Origin of the sequence: Stenotrophomonas sp. TWI1409 (genome assembly GCF_039673015.1) — a bacterium.
Lineage (GTDB): Bacteria > Pseudomonadota > Gammaproteobacteria > Xanthomonadales > Xanthomonadaceae > Stenotrophomonas > Stenotrophomonas maltophilia_A.
The window spans coordinates 54,074-67,477 of sequence record NZ_JBDJKU010000020.1 but is presented as its reverse complement, the minus strand read 5'-3'; the positions used below and the strand labels follow the sequence as shown (position 1 = coordinate 67,477).

Sequence of the window (13,404 nt, the reverse complement as noted above, 5' to 3'; positions counted from 1 at the left end):
CTTTTGGGGCGCCAACCAAGGTTGGCCTCTACCAGGGCAGCAGTGCCAACCAAGGTTGGCACCTACCAAAGCAGGAATGCCAACCAAGGTTGGCATCCACCAGCACCCGGTAGCGCCGGGCCATGCCCGGCGACCACCGCCTCGATCAGACCGACAGCTCCAGCAGCAGCTTGTTCAGGCGCGCCACATAGGCACCCGGATCCTTCAGGCTGTCACCGGCGGCCAACGCAGCCTGGTCGAACAGCACCCGGCCGAGGTCGTCGAAGCGCGCGCCATCGGCTTCGGCATCAAGCTTGGCGATCAGTGGGTGGCCCGGGTTGATCTCCAGCACCGGCTTGCTGTCCGGCACCTTCTGCCCGCTGGCCTCCAGGATCTGGCGCATCTGCAGGCCCAGGTCCTGTTCGCCGATGGCCAGCACAGCCGGCGAATCGGTCAGGCGGTGCGAGACGCGCACTTCGGCCACGTCATCGCCCAGCACCGTCTTCAGGCGCTCGACCAGGCCCTGCTTGTCCTTCGCCGCCGCTTCCTGTTCCTGCTTGTCCGCTTCGGTTTCCAGGGCGCCCAGGTCGAGGTCGCCACGGGCGATGTCGACGAAGCCCTTGCCGTCGAAATCGGTCAGGTAGCCCATCAGCCACTCGTCGATGCGGTCGGTCAGCAGCAGCACTTCCACACCCTTCTTACGGAACACTTCCAGGTGCGGGCTGTTGCGGACCTGGCTGTAGCTCTCGCCGGTCAGGTAATAGATCTTGTCCTGGCCTTCGGTCATGCGGCCGAGGTAATCGGCCAGCGACACGCTCTGCGCATCGCCGTCGCCACGGGTGGAGGCGAAGCGCAGCAGGCCGGCCACCTTCTCGCGGTTGTTGTAGTCCTCGGCCGGGCCTTCCTTCAGCACTTGGCCGAATTCCTTCCAGAACGTGGTGTACTGCTCCGGCTTGTCAGCGGCCAGCTTTTCCAGCATGTCCAGCGAGCGCTTGGTCAGCGCCGCCTTCATCGAATCGATGACCGGGCCGGACTGCAGGATCTCGCGCGAGACGTTCAGCGACAAGTCGTTGGAGTCGACCACACCCTTGATGAAGCGCAGGTACAGCGGCAGGAACTGCTCGGCCTGGTCCATCACGAACACGCGCTGCACGTACAGCTTCAGGCCCTTGGGTGCATCGCGGTGATACAGGTCGAACGGTGCGCGGCCGGGCACATACAGCAGCGAGGTGTACTCCAGCTTGCCCTCGACCTTGTTGTGGCTCCACGCCAGCGGATCGCTGTGGTCGTGTGCCACGTGCTTGTAGAACTCGGTGTACTCGGCGTCGCTGATCTCAGTGCGCGGGCGGGTCCACAGCGCGCTGGCGCGGTTGACGGTCTCCCACTCGCCGGCAGCGCCGTCTTCGCCCTCCTTGGGCATCTGGATCGGCAGGCCGATGTGGTCCGAATACTTCTTGAGAATGCTGCGCAGGCGCCAGCCATCGGCGAAGTCGTGCTCGCCGTCCTTCAGGTGCAGCACGATGCGGGTGCCGCGCTCGGCCTTGTCGACCGTGGCGACTTCGAAATCGCCTTCGCCGCGCGAGGTCCAGCGCACGCCTTCGCCTGCAGCCAGGCCAGCGCGGCGCGAGGTCACTTCCACTTCGTCGGCGACGATGAAGGCACTGTAGAAGCCGACGCCGAACTGGCCGATCAGCTGCGAATCCTTCTTCTGGTCGCCGGACAGCTGGCGCAGGAAATCGCCGGTGCCGGACTTTGCAATCGTGCCGAGGTGGGCGATGGCTTCGGCGCGGCTCATGCCGATGCCGTTGTCTTCGATGGTGATGGTGTGGGCGGTGGGGTCGAAGCTGACGCGCACGCGCAGTTCGCTGTCGCCTTCCAGCAGGGCCGGCTGGGTCAGGGCCTCGAAACGCAGCTTGTCGGCGGCGTCGGCGGCGTTGGAGACCAGCTCGCGGAGGAAGATTTCCTTGTTGGAGTACAGCGAGTGGATCATCAGTTGCAGCAGCTGCTTGACTTCGGTCTGGAAGCCAAGGGTTTCGGTCTGGGTGGTCTCGGTCATCGATAAGGCTCCGTGTGCAATGCCGCGCCAGCGCGTGCGGCCTCGCCAAGGGGTATGGCTGATTGTCCCGAAATCAAGGGGGCGAGCGGGGGGGGGGCGTGAATCCCGTTGGATTGCCTTGACCGTTCGCTGCCATCACTCGCGTGGGTCGCATTTGGCCCTGCTCAAGGCGGTCGGTCAGCCCCAGGGTCGCGTCAGCCAGGCACACGATGGGCTGATCCAAGGGGGGGGCGCCCAGATTGTCGTATTCAATCTCTTGTCTTGCCCAGGAAAGCCGGTCAGGGTCGTGAGACAATTCAGCGGGGCGGTTCGATGGCGATAATCACCATGACAAGGCATCTGGATTTCGATCAGTTCCTCAGGGAGCAGAATGCAGGGAAGGCCGAACGCGGCAACTTGGTTGACCGCAAGGCTCAATGGCTGGAGAAAATCCAGATTCTCTATGCGACTGTCCAGGAAATTCTTTTTCCGTACATAGAGCGCGGCGCCATGGGGGTCCGTGTGTCCAGCATGGAGCTCCGTGAAGAGTTGCTGGGTAGTTACGAAGTGCCGAGTCTGAACATCGACCTGGGAAACAGCAGCGTACGCTTCGTTCCGATAGGGACGATCCTGCTGGGGTCGCCTGGGCGTGTGGACCTCGTGGGGCCGCACGGCAAAGTCCGCTTCGTGCTGACCTTGCCGGATGCAGATCGACCGATACTTGTCGGGTCGACCGCTTCCGAAGGGGCTCGCCCCGACAAGCAGCCGAAACCGATGGATCTGGCTGCGTACGTCTGGAAAGTGTCCACGTCTCCGCCCCTGATCCGCTACAGCGCTCTGGATCCGGAAGCACTGCAGTCGGCCATCATGGATGTTGCCCGTGGCCAATCCGCTCGTCGTTAATCCCGATCTTCCCAATTACATGCACGTGATGGGACATCACGCCACCACACGCGCAGCGATCGACCTGCTCTTTTCCGAAGACAATCCTGACAACTCGGACCTATCCCGGCAGGAGCTCGAAAAGCGCCGCAAGGCATGCGTCCAAGTCCAGCAAAATCGGGACATGATGGCGTTGCTGGCCTTTCTGGAAGCATGTTTCCGATTGGACTACGCAAACAGAAAGCGTCTGAAGCTCAAGGATGGACTGTCCAGGGTCCTCATCAGGTTGTTCAATCGCAAGCGCAACAAGGCCGCGCTCATGGACGACATCGTCAAGGCCTGGCTGCAGCAGGGTGTGCTGACCCATCACCAGTACGACCGTATCAACAGCGCATTCCAGCTTCGGCACTGGATTGCCCATGGACAGTATTGGTCCCCAGCGAAGATCAAGCCTCATGATCTTTGGGAAGTGGCCGAGTTCGTAGAGAGTCTGGTCAATGCGCGGATGTTTCAGAGCGATGGAGTCGACCTGGCTGGGGCGTGATCCCGACATTGGAGTCCCATGCCCCCCAGGTGACCTGCGGTGACCGTTGATTCGACGCATCCCCGGGCGCTGCCCGGACGACTACAATCCCGCTCATGCTGAAATTCTCGAATACCTCCCGCCGGGGGAGCCGATGAGCGGCCGTGGCGGCAATGAAGGCCAGGTCCGCATCATCGGCGGGCGCTGGCGCAATACCCGCCTGCCGGTGCCGATCCTGCCGGGGCTCCGCCCCAGCAGCGACCGTGTGCGCGAAACCCTGTTCAACTGGCTGATGCCCAGGCTCGGTGGGGCCCGCGTGCTGGACCTGTTCGCCGGCAGTGGCGCACTGGGCCTGGAGGCGGTCTCGCGCGGTGCCGCACACGCCACCCTGGTCGAACGCGACGCGCAGCTGGGACGCAATCTGACCGCTGCCGTGACCAAGCTGCAGGCCAGCGACCAGATCAGCGTCGTGCAGGCCGATGCCCTGCGCTGGCTGCAGGGCGCGCCGGCGCAGCAGGCCGATCTGGTCTTCATCGACCCGCCGTTCGCCGACGGCTTGTGGCAGGACGTGCTGGCGCAGCTGCCGCGGCATCTGGCCGCCGATGCCTGGCTGTACCTAGAATCGCCGGCCGGCCACGTGCCGGTGCTGCCGCCGGACTGGCTGCTGCACCGCGAGGGTGGCACCCGCGAGGTGCGCTTTGCCCTGTACCGCCGCGCCACTGCTACACTTTGACCTCATCTGAACATCTGCAACCGCCCATGACCGTGGCCAATCGCCGCATCGCCGTTTACCCCGGCACGTTCGACCCCATCACCAATGGTCATATCGATCTGGTGAGCCGGGCCGCGCCGCTGTTCGAAAAGGTCGTGGTCGGCGTGGCGCAGAGCCCGTCCAAGGGCCCGGCGCTGCCGCTGGAGCAGCGCGTGCAGCTGGCGCGTGGCGCGCTGGCCCACCACAGCAACGTCGAGGTCATCGGCTTCGATACCCTGCTGGCGCATTTCGTACGTTCGGTCCAGGGCGGGGTGCTGCTGCGCGGCCTGCGCGCGGTGTCCGACTTCGAGTACGAGTTCCAGATGGCCAGCATGAACCGGCACCTGATCCCCGAGGTCGAGACCCTGTTCCTGACCCCGGCCGAGCAGCACAGCTTCATTTCGTCCTCGCTGGTCCGCGAGATCGCGCGCCTGGGCGGCGACGTGTCCGGCTTCGTGCCGGCCGCGGTGCTCGAAGCCCTGCGCAAGGTCCGCGAAGCGAAGTCGGCACAGTCGTAAGCCCCGCTGTACCCGCACCCCATTACGTACAACACCACGCACCATTCCGGGAGGAAACCCATGAACACCACCATGCGCGCGATGCTGATCGCTTCGTTGGCCCTGGCCTTCACCGCCTGCAAGAAGGAAGAGGCCGCTCCGGTCGACGAGGCCAAGCAGGCCCTGGTCGCTCCGTCCAAGGACGACGATGCAGGCTGGAAGAAGTACCTGCAGGAAGTGGCGATCCAGAACATGGGCAACATCACCAACAGCCCGTTCCTGTACTACCTCTCGCCGGAATCGGACCCGGACTTCCAGGCCAAGTACGAGCGCCAGACCGAGAGCGCGACCCAGGCCGTGGCCCGTGGCGTGCAGCCGGGCAACATGCTGGCCTTCGGTTCGTCGGCCTCGGGCAAGATGGCTGACATGATCCAGGCCGTGTTCAAGGACGTGTCGCCGGATTCGATGAAGGGCGTGCGCGTCGTCTTCATCGGCCAGTCGGCCGACAACGCCCGCGTACAGGCTGCGATCCAGCCGACCGGTGCCGAGTACATTTTCGTCGAAGCCAAGTAATACCGAGCCATGGCGGCCATGCTCCGGCATGGCCCGGGCGGCGTCCTGCAAGGGCGCCGCTGATGACCTGACCGGCCCGCGCGCCCGCGCTGGCCGGTCCTTTGTCCCAGGGCGCGGGCGAGGAGTATCGCCGTGTCGCTGAAAATCAACGAGCTCTGCGTCAACTGCGACGTATGCGAGCCGGCCTGCCCGAACCAGGCCATTGCGATGGGTGAAACCATCTACGTGATCGACCCTGCGCGCTGCACCGAATGCGTGGGTCATTTCGACGAGCCACAGTGCGTGGTCGTCTGCCCGGTCGAGTGCATCGACCCGGACCCGGAGATCGTGGAAACGGAAGACCAGCTGCTGGCCAAGCTGCGCCAGCTGCAGCACGATCACCCCGAACTCTACGCGGAGCCCCCATCCGAATGAAGACGCTGATCGTCCGCCCCCTGTTGCTGCTCGGCCTGCTGCTGAGCCCGATTGCCTGGGCCGACAGCCCGGCCCGTGCCGAGCGCCCCGATGGCGCGGCCATTGCCAGCGGCCATGCGCTGGCCACCCAGGCGGGCATCGACATCCTGGCGCAGGGCGGCAACGCCTTCGATGCCGCGGTGGCGGTATCGTCCACGCTGGCGGTGGTCGAGCCGATCAGTTCCGGCCTGGGCGGCGGTGGCTTCTTCCTGCTGCACGACGCGGCTACCGGCAAGGATGTGATGCTGGATGCGCGCGAGACCGCACCGGCCGCTGCGACCCCGCAGGCCTTCCTCGACAAGCAGGGCAACCTCGACCGTGATCGTTCGGTCAATGGCGCCTGGTCGGCCGGTATCCCGGGCCTGCCTGCGGCGCTGGTTGAACTGTCGGCAAAGCACGGCAAGCTGCCATTGGCGACCTCGCTGCAGCCGGCCATCCGCATCGCGCGCGAAGGCTTCCCGGTGTACGACCGCATGGCCAAGGGCTATGCCTCGCGCCGTGAAGTGATGGAGCGCTATCCCGGAACGCGCGAGGTCTACCTGCGCAACGGCAAGCCGATCGCCAGCGGTGACCTGTTCAAGCAGCCGGAGCTGGCACAGACGCTGGAGCGCCTGGCCGCAGGTGGCTTCGATGGCTTCTACAAGGGCCAGACCGGAACGCTGTTGCTGGCCGGCGTGAAGCAGGCCGGCGGCAAGTGGACCGCTGAAGAGCTGGCCGGTTACCGCGTGAAGCAGCGCGAGCCGATCGTGTTCAACTACAACGGCTGGAAGATCACCACTGCGCCGCCGCCGTCGTCCGGTGGCATCGCGCTGGCCAGCATGCTGCAGATCCTGGAAGGCTGGGATATCAGGAAAATGGACCCGGCGCACCGCACCCATCTGGTGGTGGAGTCGATGCGTCGCGCCTACCGCGACCGCACCTTCTTCCTCGGCGATCCGGACTTCGTGCAGATCCCGCAGAAGGTGCTGACCAGCAAGGACTATGCACAGGGCCTGCGGGCGACCATCCATCCGGAGAAGGCCACGCCCAGCGACCTGCTGTCGGGCAACCCGACGCCGCTGGAAGACGACGAAACCACGCACTTCTCGATCATCGACCGCGACGGCAACCGCGTCGGCGCCACCCAGACCGTCAACCTGCTGTACGGCTCGGGGCTGATTCCCAAGGGCACCGGCGTGCTGCTGAACAACGAGATGGACGACTTCGCGCTGAAGCCGGGCACGCCCAATGCGTTCGGCGTGATGGGCTATGAAGCCAATGCGCCGAAGCCGGGCAAGCGCATGCTCAGCTCGATGACGCCGACCTTCATGGAGAACGCCGACAAGGTGGTGGTGCTGGGCACCCCGGGTGGCAGCCGCATCATCACCATGGTGCTGCTGGGCATCCTCGGCTACGACGACGGCCTGGATGCGCAGCAGGTTGCCGCACTGCCGCGCTACCACCACCAGTGGCTGCCGGACCTGATCGAAGCCGAGGACGATGCGTTCGACGCGGCGACGGTGAAGCAGCTGCAGGCGATGGGCCACAAGATCGACCTGCCGGGCAATGTCGCCGCGGGTGGCCGCGGTTCCAGCCACGTGTGGGGCAACCTGCAGACCGTGGAATGGGACCGCAGGGCCAACAAGCTGTTCGGTGGCAGTGACCCGCGCAACCCGGTGGGCAGTGCCCAGGTGGTGCCGGCACACTGATCCGGTGGTGCCGGCTGCGGGCCGGCAATCCGGCTGATTATCGAAACCCCGCCTTTGCCGGCGGGGTTTTCTGTTTCCCTTCTAGCGATTATTTAACGAGCCGGCGCCGATAATCGACACATGAAACTCTGGTCTATTCGTGGAAACTCGCAGCGCCTTGATGGCGGCGCGATGTTCGGCAACGCGCCGCGCGCGTTGTGGGAAAAATGGGCGGCACCGGACGAGCTCAATCGCATCGAGCTGGCCTGCCGTGCGCTGCTTGCCAGCCCGCTGGAAGGCAAGACGGTGCTGTTTGAAACCGGTATCGGCGCGTTCTTCGATCCGCGCATGCGCGAGCGCTACGGCGTGCAGGAAAGCCAGCACGTGCTGATCGATTCGCTGCGCGAAGCCGGCTTCGAGCACGAGGATATCGACGTGGTGGTGCTCAGCCACCTGCATTTCGATCATGCCGGTGGCCTGCTGGCGGCATGGAGCGAAGGACGTGAGCCCGAGCTGCTGTTCCCCAACGCAACCTATGTGGTCGGCGCGCAGCATTGGCAGCGCGCCGTGCAGCCACACCCGCGCGATCGCGCCAGCTTCATTCCGGAACTGCCGGGCCTGCTGCAGGCCAGTGGCCGGCTGGAAGTGGTGGACGGGGAGTACTCGAAGGCGCTCGGCCGCAGCGTGCGCTTCAGTTACAGCGACGGGCATACACCGGGGCTGATGCTGGCCGAGATCGTCGGTCACGCGCATCCAGGCGAAAGTGCGCATGGTGGCGTGGTGTTCTGTGCCGACCTGATCCCGGGCCGCTCATGGGTACACGTGCCGATCACCATGGGCTATGACCGCAATGCCGAGCTGCTGATCGACGAGAAGCGGCAGTTCCTGGAAGACAAGCTGGCGCGCAACGTGCGGCTGTTCTTCACCCACGACCCGCAGGTGGCATTGGCGCAGCTTGGCAGGGATGACAAGGGGCGTTTCGTGACCCTGCACGAGCAGGGTGAGCTGAAGGCACGCGCCCTGGGGTAATGGCATGGCCGGGCAATGCCCGGCCTTTTACTGATGACGGTATATCCACGCCATGCGTGGATGGCGTTTCATCCGGACACGACCATTACGACGCCTTCAGGCAGCTGCTCATGAAGGTCTTGCGCGCATCACCGGCCAGCTTTTTGGCGCCCGCGTCAGCGTTGCACTTGCGCATGCGTTCCTGCTGCGTATTGACCGGCTTGGCGTCGGCCGCGTGGCCGCTGAGGCAGGAGCTCTGTGCAGTCTTGTAGGCATCGCCCTTCAGCCCCTTGTTCTTGGCCGAACATTCGGCCATGCGCTGCTGCTGCGGAGTGGTGGCATTGGCAGCCAGGGGCAGGCCGACCAGCAGGACGGCGGCCAGCAGGAAAGAGGCTTTCATCGGGAGCTCCAAGGGTGGCGGGTGCGCGGAGCATTCGCTTCCCGGCGCCAAGAGCACGTGAAGAATCGCAACGCGGCCGCGATGGCCTGCGCTGTTGGGGTCAGACCCCTTTCGCGGCGAAAGGGCTCTGACCCCGGTTCTTCGGATCAGCCGACGCGGGTACCGAAGATGCGGTCACCGGCATCGCCCAGGCCCGGCAGGATGTAGCCCTTGTCGTTGAGCTGGGCATCGATGGCCGCGGTGTAGATCTCCACGTCCGGGTGCACGGCCTTGACCGCCTCGATGCCTTCCGGCGCGGCCACCAGGAAGATGCCCTTGATGCGGCGGGCGCCGGCACGCTTGAGCATGTCGATGGTGGCGATCAGGGTGCCGCCGGTGGCCAGCATAGGGTCCAGGATCAGCGCGTCGCGCTCTTCCAGGCGCCCGGTCAGGCGCTCGAAGTAGGGCACCGGCTGCAGGGTTTCCTCATCGCGCTGCAGGCCGACCACGCTGACACGGGCCGCCGGGATCAGCGACAGCACGCCGCTGAGCATGCCCAGGCCGGCGCGCAGGATCGGCACCACGGTGATCTTGGCGCCCGCAATGCGCTGCACGGTGACCGGGCCGGCCCAGCCGGGCAGGGTGTGCGGCTCGGTGTCCAGGTCGGCGGTGGCCTCGTAGGCCAGCAGCGTACCCAGCTCGTTGGCCAGTTCGCGGAAATCCTTGGTGCTGAGCGCAGCGTTGCGCATCAGGCCGATCTTGTGCTGCACCAGCGGGTGGCGCACTTCGACGATCTTCATGGTCGGGAAGGGGAAAAGGAGAGAGGGCGCCATTTTGCCGGATCGGCGGGCCGAACCCAAACCTGGCCCGGAGCGGCGTTACTCGAAATGTGCAGGCGCATGTCACGGCCATGCAACCTTGCGGACATACCGTGCAGACCCATTCTTAACAGGAATGGGGATTCCCAGTGCATATCAAGACTCCGTTGGCCGTTGCCATCACCCTGACCCTGGCGATGGGGGCCGCAGCCCCGCTGCAGGCGGCCGGGCAGCAGGCGGTTGCCGCCACCGGCGCCGTGGCCGCTGATGCGGTCGACCTGGACCGCATCGAAGTGCGCGCCCAGCTCGAATCACAGATCCGCGCGGTCGACCTCAAGCGCAGCAGTGATGCGATCGAAGACGCCGTGTCCTCCGATGCACTGGGCCAGTACCCGGACAAGAACGTGGCCGAGTCGCTGCAGCGCCTGCCGGGCATCAGCGTGACCCGCGACCAGGGCGAGGGGCGCTTCGTGGTCATCCGCGGTCTGGACGCCAACCTCAACAGCGTCAGCGTGGATGGCATCGCCATCGGTACGCCGGAGGATTCCAGCCGCGCCGCACCGCTGGACGTGATCCCGTCCGACTCCACCGAGCGCCTGCGCGTGGTCAAGTCGCCGACCCCGGACATGCCCGGTGATGCCATCGGCGGCGCCGTGCTGGTGGAATCGGCCTCGGCCTTCGACCGCGACGGTCGCAGCCTGCGTGGCAAGATCGAAGGCAGCCACCAGCAGCTGTCCGGCGAGACCAGCCCCAAGGCCGCCTTCAACTACAGCGAAGTGTTCAACGACACCTTCGGCGTGGCGCTGGGCGTGAACTACCAGAAGCGCAGGTTCGAGTCGGACAACACCGAAGTGGAGTATGACGGCGAGGACGATGCCGTCCCCGGCGATGTCACCGCGATCAACCTGCAGCACCGCAAGTACGAGATCGAGCGCAAGCGCATCGGTGCCAACCTCAACCTCGACTGGCGCCCGAATGAAGACAGCAAGTACTACCTGCGCACGCTGTACAGCCAGTTCGACGATGCGGAGACCCGCCAGCGCGTGATCTTCAACTTCGACGACGCGAAGATGGTCAAGACCGGCACCGACCAGTACCGCCTGGATGGAATGCCGAAAGATTCCATCGACAAGCGCATGCGCTACCGCACCAAGAAGGAGAACACCTTCGCGGCCAGTCTCGGTGGCGAGAACAAGCTGACCAACGCCGTGGTCGATTACCGGATCGGCTACACCCGTACCGAAGAGCGCGTGAACGACGAGATGGAGGCGCGCTTCAAGCTCAACGGCAAGGCCTTCAACGGCACCCTGGACCAAAGCAGCCGCCTGCCCAGCTACAGTTTCGACAACCCGCAGTGGCTGGACAACAGCAACTACGCGTTCGACCGCTTCGTGCTCTCACCCAAGCAGGTGAACGACAAGGAGCACAGCGCGCAGGTCAACGTGCGCTTCGACGGCGACAGCAGCAGCATCAAGTTCGGCCTGCTGGGTCGCTGGCGCGACCGTGACGTGAATGTGGACGAGCGCGAACTGCGTGTCGGCCCGAAGGTGGCGCTGTCGAGCTGGAGCACCTCCTCGCCGGAGCACCGCCACGGCAACCTCGGTGACGGCATGGATTCGGCCGCGATGCGTGCCTTCTGGGCGGCCAATGGCGGCCAGTACAGCGCCCGTCCCCAGGATGCCGGTGGCAACGCGATGACATCGCTGGAAGAGGACTACGTGGCCAGCGAAGACATCTTCGCCAGCTACGCCATGGGTACCTGGGATGTGGGCGCGCTGCGCATCATCGGCGGTGTGCGCGTGGAAAACACCCAGTTCAAGGCGATCGGCAACCAGGTGGACGTGGCCGCCAACGGGCGCAGCTTCACCGTCACCCCGCGGGTGGCCAACAGCAGCTACACCAACGTGCTGCCGGGTCTGCACCTGCGCTACGACGCGGCCGATGACTGGGTACTGCGCGCCTCGGCCAACAAGACCGTATCGCGTCCTTCCTTCGGCGATGTCTCGCCACGCGTGGGCTACAGCCGCGGCGACGAGGAAGTGCGCCTGGGTAATCCGGAACTGGATCCGTACGAGTCGAAGAACATCGACCTGTCGGTGGAGAAGTACATCGGCAGCACCGGTATCGTTTCACTTGGCCTGTTCCACAAGTCGATCGATGGCTACATCGTGCAAACGGTGCGGACCAATGATCCCGCTTATGGCGGCTTTGACGTGACCCAGCCGATCAATGGCCGCAAGGCCACCGTGCGCGGTGCGGAATTCAACTGGCAGCAGCAGCTGGCCTTCCTGCCGGACGGCCTGGATGGCCTGCTGGTCGGTGCCAGTGGCACCTGGCTGGATACCAAGTTCGATGCCGGCATCAAGGACCGTGCAGGCGAGGACTTCACACTGCCGCGCGCCTCCAAGCATGTCTACAGCGCACACATCGGCTATGAAAAGTACGGTGTGAGTACACGCCTGGCGGCGGTGTACCGCAGCGAGTACCTGGACAGCATCGGCAAGGGCCGGGCGTTCGACATCTACGTTGCACCGAACACCCAGCTCGATTTCTCGCTGGACTACAAGTTCACCCCGCGGGTGAGCATGTATTTCGAAGCACAGAACCTGCTGGACAAGCCGCTGGAGCTGTACCAGGGCACGCGCTCGCGCACCCTGCAGATGGAAGAGTACGGCCGCACCTATGCGCTGGGCCTGAAGGTGGCACTGTGATGGGGCGTGGCATCACCGTCCTGGCGGTCGCGCTCGCGGCGACCCTGGCCGCCGGCTGCACGCCGGCGACCGGCAACGATCCGGCCGCGGCCCCTACGGCAGCGAAAGCCGGGGGCGCGCGCACGGTGACCACCATCGCCGAAGCCTTCCTGTCACCGATGACCCCGGCCGACAACATCGACTCGCCGGCGGCCTGGCGCGCGCCGGACGGCGCGCTGTGGCTGATCGCCACCGCCAAGGCCACCGACAAGCTGGTGGTCTACGATGGCAGCACCGGCCAGCACCTGCGTGACGTTGGCAGCAGCGGCACCGGGCCAGGGCAGTTCGATCGCCCAAACGGCATCGCGGTGACCGACGACCTGCTGTGGATCGTGGAGCGCGACAATCATCGCGTGCAGGTGCTGAGCCTGCCGGACTTCATCCCGCTGGCAACGTTCGCTGCCGAGGATCTGCGCAAGCCGTACGGGCTGTGGGTCGACCGCCGTGCCGATGGCTACAGCGTCTACGTTACCGACTCCTGGGACAACGGCGAGGATGCGCAGGGGCGTGACATCCTGCCGCCGCTGGCCGAGCTGGACAAGCGCGTGCGCCAGTACCACGTGACCCGCGACGGTGCGAAGGTCGAGGCGAAGCTGGTGGCCAGCATCGGTGACACCAGCGAAACCGGTGCGCTGCGCGTGGTCGAGTCGATCTGGGGCGATCCGGAGAATGATCGCCTGCTGATCGCCGAAGAGGATGAAAGCTACGCCAGCGAGTTCAAGGTCTACACCCTGGCCGGACGCTTCACCGGCACCACGTTCGGCCGCGACGTGTTCAAGGCGCAGGCCGAAGGCGTGACCCTGCGCACCTGCGGCAAGGACGGCTGGTGGATCACCACCGAGCAGGGCAAGCAACGCAGCGTGTTCCATCTGTTCGACCGGCACACACTGAAGCCGGTCGGCGCGTTCCAGGGCAACACCGTGGCCAACACCGATGGCATCTGGATGATGCAGCAGCCCAGCGCGCGCTTCCCGCACGGTGCGCTGTATGCGGTGCATGACGACCAGGGCGTGGTGGCGTTCGACTGGGAGAGCATCGCCAAGCAGCTCGCGCTGCCGCTGGAGTGTGGCGCATGAGCGGCCAGTGCGT

13 protein-coding genes are annotated in these 13,404 nt (G+C 65.3%); 10 read left to right on the top strand and 3 right to left on the bottom strand.

Going from position 1 to position 13,404, the window contains the following annotated elements; all coding sequences use genetic code 11:
- Positions 1 to 145: 145 nt before the first annotated feature.
- Entirely contained in the window at positions 146 to 2,035 is a 1,890-nt protein-coding gene (gene htpG, locus ABE423_RS08910; RefSeq protein ID WP_125895124.1) for a molecular chaperone HtpG, read from the bottom strand.
- Between the two features lie 312 nt (positions 2,036 to 2,347).
- Here htpG and ABE423_RS08905 point away from each other — a divergent pair, with 312 nt between their 5' ends.
- The 8 genes from ABE423_RS08905 to ABE423_RS08870 all read left to right on the top strand — a co-directional run bounded on the left by ABE423_RS08905 (position 2,348) and on the right by ABE423_RS08870 (position 8,389).
- Positions 2,348 to 2,917 carry a hypothetical protein gene (locus ABE423_RS08905; protein WP_346485774.1) on the top strand — a complete coding sequence of 190 codons (570 nt, stop codon included), beginning with the start codon at positions 2,348 to 2,350 and terminating at the stop codon, positions 2,915 to 2,917.
- The gene (locus ABE423_RS08900) at positions 2,895 to 3,440 is read left to right on the top strand and encodes a hypothetical protein (RefSeq protein WP_125895128.1); all 546 of its coding nucleotides are present in this window, start codon (positions 2,895 to 2,897) and stop codon (positions 3,438 to 3,440) included. Before ABE423_RS08905 ends, ABE423_RS08900 begins: the two co-directional genes overlap by 23 nt.
- Positions 3,441 to 3,573: 133 nt before the next feature.
- A complete protein-coding gene (rsmD, locus tag ABE423_RS08895) occupies positions 3,574 to 4,152 on the top strand; it encodes a 16S rRNA (guanine(966)-N(2))-methyltransferase RsmD (protein ID WP_125895130.1) in 579 nt (192 codons plus the stop codon).
- A gap of 26 nt (positions 4,153 to 4,178) precedes the next feature.
- Positions 4,179 to 4,688, top strand: a complete 510-nt coding sequence (gene coaD / locus ABE423_RS08890; protein ID WP_032130277.1) for a pantetheine-phosphate adenylyltransferase — start codon at positions 4,179 to 4,181, stop codon at positions 4,686 to 4,688.
- 60 nt (positions 4,689 to 4,748) lie between these two features.
- A complete protein-coding gene (locus ABE423_RS08885) occupies positions 4,749 to 5,240 on the top strand; it encodes a hypothetical protein (RefSeq protein WP_004153167.1) in 492 nt (163 codons plus the stop codon).
- A 132-nt stretch (positions 5,241 to 5,372) separates the two neighbouring features.
- Complete coding sequence (locus tag ABE423_RS08880; RefSeq protein ID WP_004153175.1) at positions 5,373 to 5,654, top strand: YfhL family 4Fe-4S dicluster ferredoxin; 282 nt, start codon at positions 5,373 to 5,375, stop codon at positions 5,652 to 5,654.
- Entirely contained in the window at positions 5,651 to 7,381 is a 1,731-nt protein-coding gene (ggt, locus tag ABE423_RS08875) for a gamma-glutamyltransferase (RefSeq protein ID WP_049400410.1), read from the top strand. Before ABE423_RS08880 ends, ggt begins: the two co-directional genes overlap by 4 nt.
- 120 nt (positions 7,382 to 7,501) lie before the next feature.
- Positions 7,502 to 8,389, top strand: coding sequence for an MBL fold metallo-hydrolase (locus ABE423_RS08870; protein WP_049400411.1), 888 nt, complete (start codon positions 7,502 to 7,504; stop codon positions 8,387 to 8,389).
- An 85-nt stretch (positions 8,390 to 8,474) separates the two neighbouring features.
- Here ABE423_RS08870 and ABE423_RS08865 read toward each other — a convergent pair whose 3' ends face one another.
- Positions 8,475 to 8,768, bottom strand: coding sequence for a PsiF family protein (locus tag ABE423_RS08865; RefSeq protein WP_032130275.1), 294 nt, complete (start codon positions 8,766 to 8,768; stop codon positions 8,475 to 8,477).
- Between the two features lie 146 nt (positions 8,769 to 8,914).
- On the bottom strand, positions 8,915 to 9,547 hold the full coding sequence (upp, locus tag ABE423_RS08860) for a uracil phosphoribosyltransferase (protein WP_005409099.1): 633 nt from the start codon (positions 9,545 to 9,547) through the stop codon (positions 8,915 to 8,917).
- 167 nt (positions 9,548 to 9,714) lie between these two features.
- Between upp and ABE423_RS08855 the strand changes: the two genes are divergently transcribed.
- Positions 9,715 to 12,276 (top strand): TonB-dependent receptor, encoded by a 2,562-nt coding sequence (locus tag ABE423_RS08855; RefSeq protein ID WP_346485771.1) that lies wholly within the window; start codon positions 9,715 to 9,717, stop codon positions 12,274 to 12,276.
- The gene (locus tag ABE423_RS08850; protein WP_346485769.1) at positions 12,276 to 13,391 is read left to right on the top strand and encodes a phytase; all 1,116 of its coding nucleotides are present in this window, start codon (positions 12,276 to 12,278) and stop codon (positions 13,389 to 13,391) included. Before ABE423_RS08855 ends, ABE423_RS08850 begins: the two co-directional genes overlap by 1 nt.
- Positions 13,392 to 13,404: the final 13 nt, after the last annotated feature.

Coding starts and splice junctions, on each gene's coding strand:
- htpG (WP_125895124.1), bottom strand. CDS start 2,035: ATGACCGAGACCACCCAGACCGAAACCCTTGGCTTCCAGACCGAAGTC.
- ABE423_RS08905 (WP_346485774.1), top strand. CDS start 2,348: ATGGCGATAATCACCATGACAAGGCATCTGGATTTCGATCAGTTCCTC.
- rsmD (WP_125895130.1), top strand. CDS start 3,574: ATGAGCGGCCGTGGCGGCAATGAAGGCCAGGTCCGCATCATCGGCGGG.
- coaD (WP_032130277.1), top strand. CDS start 4,179: ATGACCGTGGCCAATCGCCGCATCGCCGTTTACCCCGGCACGTTCGAC.
- ABE423_RS08885 (WP_004153167.1), top strand. CDS start 4,749: ATGAACACCACCATGCGCGCGATGCTGATCGCTTCGTTGGCCCTGGCC.
- ggt (WP_049400410.1), top strand. CDS start 5,651: ATGAAGACGCTGATCGTCCGCCCCCTGTTGCTGCTCGGCCTGCTGCTG.
- ABE423_RS08870 (WP_049400411.1), top strand. CDS start 7,502: ATGAAACTCTGGTCTATTCGTGGAAACTCGCAGCGCCTTGATGGCGGC.
- ABE423_RS08865 (WP_032130275.1), bottom strand. CDS start 8,768: ATGAAAGCCTCTTTCCTGCTGGCCGCCGTCCTGCTGGTCGGCCTGCCC.
- upp (WP_005409099.1), bottom strand. CDS start 9,547: ATGAAGATCGTCGAAGTGCGCCACCCGCTGGTGCAGCACAAGATCGGC.
- ABE423_RS08850 (WP_346485769.1), top strand. CDS start 12,276: ATGGGGCGTGGCATCACCGTCCTGGCGGTCGCGCTCGCGGCGACCCTG.